The 3,911-nt window shown below is 46.5% G+C and carries 2 protein-coding genes; one reads left to right on the forward strand and one right to left on the reverse strand.

All coding sequences use genetic code 11. The features are described from left to right. Positions 1-56: 56 nt before the first annotated feature. Positions 57-1,463 carry a PAS domain S-box protein gene (locus ABYV26_RS22540; RefSeq protein WP_372683606.1) on the forward strand — a complete coding sequence of 469 codons (1,407 nt, stop codon included), beginning with the start codon at positions 57-59 and terminating at the stop codon, positions 1,461-1,463. A 756-nt stretch (positions 1,464-2,219) separates the two neighbouring features. On the opposite strand, the gene ABYV26_RS22545 is transcribed toward ABYV26_RS22540, so the two are convergent. Further along, complete coding sequence (locus tag ABYV26_RS22545; RefSeq protein ID WP_372683607.1) at positions 2,220-3,710, reverse strand: IS1380 family transposase; 1,491 nt, start codon at positions 3,708-3,710, stop codon at positions 2,220-2,222. Positions 3,711-3,911: the final 201 nt, after the last annotated feature.

Genomic DNA, 3,911 nt, shown 5'->3' on the forward strand with positions numbered 1-3,911 from the left:
ATATATATCAATATTAATCATCGAATTGTATAGTTACTCTGGCTGGGATTGAACGAATGCTAAACGCTTCAGAGCCAAAAATTTTAGTCGTAGAAGATGACCCGCAAATGCGCGAAAGCCTTCGCGCCCTTCTTTCTTTCTACAGCTTTGATATCCAAATGAGCATCAATTTGCAGGACGCCTTTCATTTTCTTTCTGATACCGTCTACGACCTCATCTTACTGGATCTTCATCTCAACGATCAAAGTGGCTTTGAGGTCATGGATTACTTGGAAGATAACAAACTCGGCACTCGGGTTATCATTTATACCGGTGAACAATCAGAAAAGAAAGCTATCAAGGCCCTTAAAAAAGGCGCTATCGATTATCTGAAAAAACCTATCGACCCGGATGAACTTATAGCATCGATAAATAAAGGAATCACTTTATTAAACCAGCAGAGTGAAAAAAAACAGTTAGTAAACACCATCATATCCAGCCGCGAGCGGTATCGTAGAATTATCGACAGTCAAAAAGACTATGTGCTCCTGTTAAGCAAAGACTACAAAATTTCTTTTATAAACAGGCCCTATGCCAACTCTTTGGGATTTAATGAACCCAAAGAGCTGATCGGCCGGTTCTACAAAGAACTTATCAATGAATCTGCTTTTAACACTTTGTTCGGGAGCCTCGATGCGGTTCGAAGCAGTTCAACAGCCATGACTGTCGAACTCCAAATCCTTGACCCAAATGGTTTGTCACGGTGGCAGGAATGGGATTTTACCGGTGTCTTTGACAAAAATGGCCAGTTGTCTGAAATCCAGTGTATCGGTCGGGATGTAACCCAGAGCAAGCTGCGAACAAAAGAGCTTGAGGAGAAAAAGGAAAAATTCCGCAAGCTGGCAGAGCTTACCAGTGATTGGCTCTGGGAAATAGACAACAACAATGTCTATACTTACGTAAACCCGATGGTCTTTGATATATTGGGTTATCGACCGGAAGAATTGCTTGGTAAAAGCCTGTTCGATTTCATGCCGGCCAGAGAAGCGAAGCGGATGAAGCCATTGTTCCAGCGATTGAAGGCAGAACGCAAGCCCTTAAAAGCAATCGAAAAGATCAATCGGCATAAAAACGGTTCTGAAATCATATTGGAAACCAGCGGCGTGCCCATCTTTGACCAAGTCGGCGCAGTGATTGGGTATCGTGGAATAGACCGCAATGTTACCACCCGGGGAATGGCAGAAAAAAAACTTTCAGAAAAAACCGACCGGCGCATTGATATGTCAGGAAAGGACACCAGTAACGCAGGTAGTCTGATTATCATCTGCGCATCATGCAAAAAGGTCCACGAAGAAAATGATAATTGGAGCCAAATCGAGAACTATTTCCTTACCCATTTCAACTTTACGTTCAGTCATGGCATCTGCCCTGAATGTGCAAAAAAATTGTATCCAGAGCTTTACAAGGACAATATCCTTCCATGAATTAGGATTCGCAGATATTATAAGATCTTGTTTCAGACTATGACACATCAATCCCTCTAAAAAAAAGAACCCTCCCGATCCAACGACCAGGAGGGTTCACAATCCACCTCAGAAACGAACTTCGGGTTCGTATATTAATTCAACATTCCCAATATACTTCCGCCAATCCGAATTAACCTGAAACTCGACTCAGCAGACAATTCAAGGGGTTACTATTCACTCGGGTAAGGTCCCCGTCATTTTGATGTGCAACGGAGCAAAAATGAAAAAGCCCACACGGATTCCCAGATGGAATACCTCGCGGGGGCGACCGGAACCAAGGAATCACGGAAAAGCGTCTGGGGATGAAAAATGTGACGGGGAGACAGTGAAGTGGCGCGTATTTTTTAATGCAGACCCTGCGCTAACGGCTGTGCCTGCCCCGCCGGAAAAATAAAAACAAACTTCCTCTGATATTTAACCAATTGGTGTAGTTCCATCAAAATCGAAACCCACAGGAATTATTCCAAAGGAGTACTAATTTGAAATAAAAGCAATATAATCCCATGATGACTGTTATTACCTGAATTTTGCACGCATATGGCCATAACGGCCAATGCCCGCGATTTTTTTAAGACTCGGTCCCAATTGCCGAGGCTACAACATGGCCACTGTCAGTGGCAGCGCTGAGAAAATCTTCGAGTAAAACGCCTTGGCAATTTATGCAGTATGTATTTAAGATTAATCATGATATCTCCATGCAAGAAATTTTTTGCATCAACTGCGCAGCTGCCCGCTTGCTGCCTGGAGCATGCCACCAGCCCACGGCCTGGGCTGCGATCTTTTCTTGTCGAGGTATTTGAGAAAAGAAATCAATGCCGGCGTTCGACTGTCCTGGACCGAGTAGCGAACTTTGTCTTTATTCGAGTCCGTTACCACTTTGGCGGCAATCATCAACAGCCGCAGCCGCGCAATGCGAACCGTGTTGGTCTCAATACCTGAGAATCCATGGCGCTGCTCGTTTTTTTCTGCCGGCGGTTTGGCTTTAGCGCTCAGCTCGGCGATCATCTTCAAATAGCGCCAAATATTGTAGGCCAGCATGACGATTTGAAAATAGGCATAGTTGTTTTTAAAGCGCGATGACGGAATCGCATCCAGGCCTTCGCGCTTGGCCTCCCCCACGAGGTTTTCAACATCGGCGCGTTTGTCATACTCGGCGATGACCTGATGGGCCTTGCGACGCAGATCGGTGCAAAAGATGCGGTATTCATAACGGTCGACTTCAAACAGTTCACGCTGGACGTATTGATCTTTGGCAACCTTGTTTGGCTTGGGTATTCGCATGGCCACAAATCGAACGGGCTGCAGCCAGCCCATCGGCTGGTAGACGCAGCTGTTGAATTCATAAGGGTTGCGCTGATGCGGCCGGTACCACCCCTTGGGATCAAATGGCGGCTCGCATTTTTTGTTGGCGATGATGAAATGGTAACCGGCCTTAAGGCACTCATGAACGCTATGCCAGCTTTGAAATTCCGCGTCTGCGCGAATCAACACCTGGTTAACGCAATCGGGAAGGTACCTTTTTATTTTAGCGATGAAGGCGGCGGTTTGTTTGCCGCTGATGGTTTCGCCCTTACGAAGTTTACCCAGTAAATACTCGCGGCTTTGTTCGATGAAACATAGCACCGGACGGTATCCTTTTTTACCCCGATGGCGTGGGTTGTGGCCTTTTCGCGCGCCTTGTTGATTACCGAAAACGGTTTCCACCGTCGTATCGATATCCAGACAGATGCGGTAATAGGATATATCGCAAACTTGCCAGACCCGATTGCGCAACAAGGCCATCAATCGCAGCAGGGCATGGGCCTGGTTGATGCCCAGACTGTCGACATAGCGCCAGAACGTGCTGGCTACCGGCAGGCGCGTGAGTTTGAAAAACCCGCACAGCATGGCGTCCAGGCGAAGGTAGGAGAAGTGCCAGATGCGGTTAAACCCGATAAACAGTAGCATCAGCAACCCGACGACCATCGAATAGTGGCCCAGCTTGGGTTCACGCGTGGGCGGTGCATAGGCAAAGTCAAATATTTTTCGAAACTCGATCAGGTCCATAAATTTGATCAGCGGCAAAAGCCCGCCAAATGGGCTCAATTGCTCGCTGCAGGTATCAAAAGCGGTTGAAGCATTGATTTTCTTGGCCCTGGCGCCATTTGGGCTAAATCCTTTAGGGTTGCGGTTTTTTCGGAAATTTGATTTCTTGGATTTTACCATCTGGGTCCCTCCTGCTTTTATGGGTTGGCTTCGTAACCCCCATAATAGCAAAGGTTCCCAGGTGGTATCCACCCTCGGTTAAGTCTATGGTGCAAAATTCAGGTAAAAGGTAAAAAAGTTGTTGCATTGCTTTCCGGAAGCAGTATCGATTCCGATGAATATATTCGCATCATTCAAAGCAGGCTTTCCAGTGGGCGAGAA

The organism is Desulfosarcina sp., assembly GCF_041551955.1.
Classification (GTDB): Bacteria; Desulfobacterota; Desulfobacteria; order Desulfobacterales; family Desulfosarcinaceae; genus Desulfosarcina.

What these genes read in the sequence shown, in the direction of transcription:
- ABYV26_RS22540 (WP_372683606.1), top strand. Translation starts at nt 57, where the DNA reads ATGCTAAACGCTTCAGAGCCAAAAATTTTAGTCGTAGAAGATGACCCG.
- ABYV26_RS22545 (WP_372683607.1), bottom strand. Translation starts at nt 3,710, where the DNA reads ATGGTAAAATCCAAGAAATCAAATTTCCGAAAAAACCGCAACCCTAAA.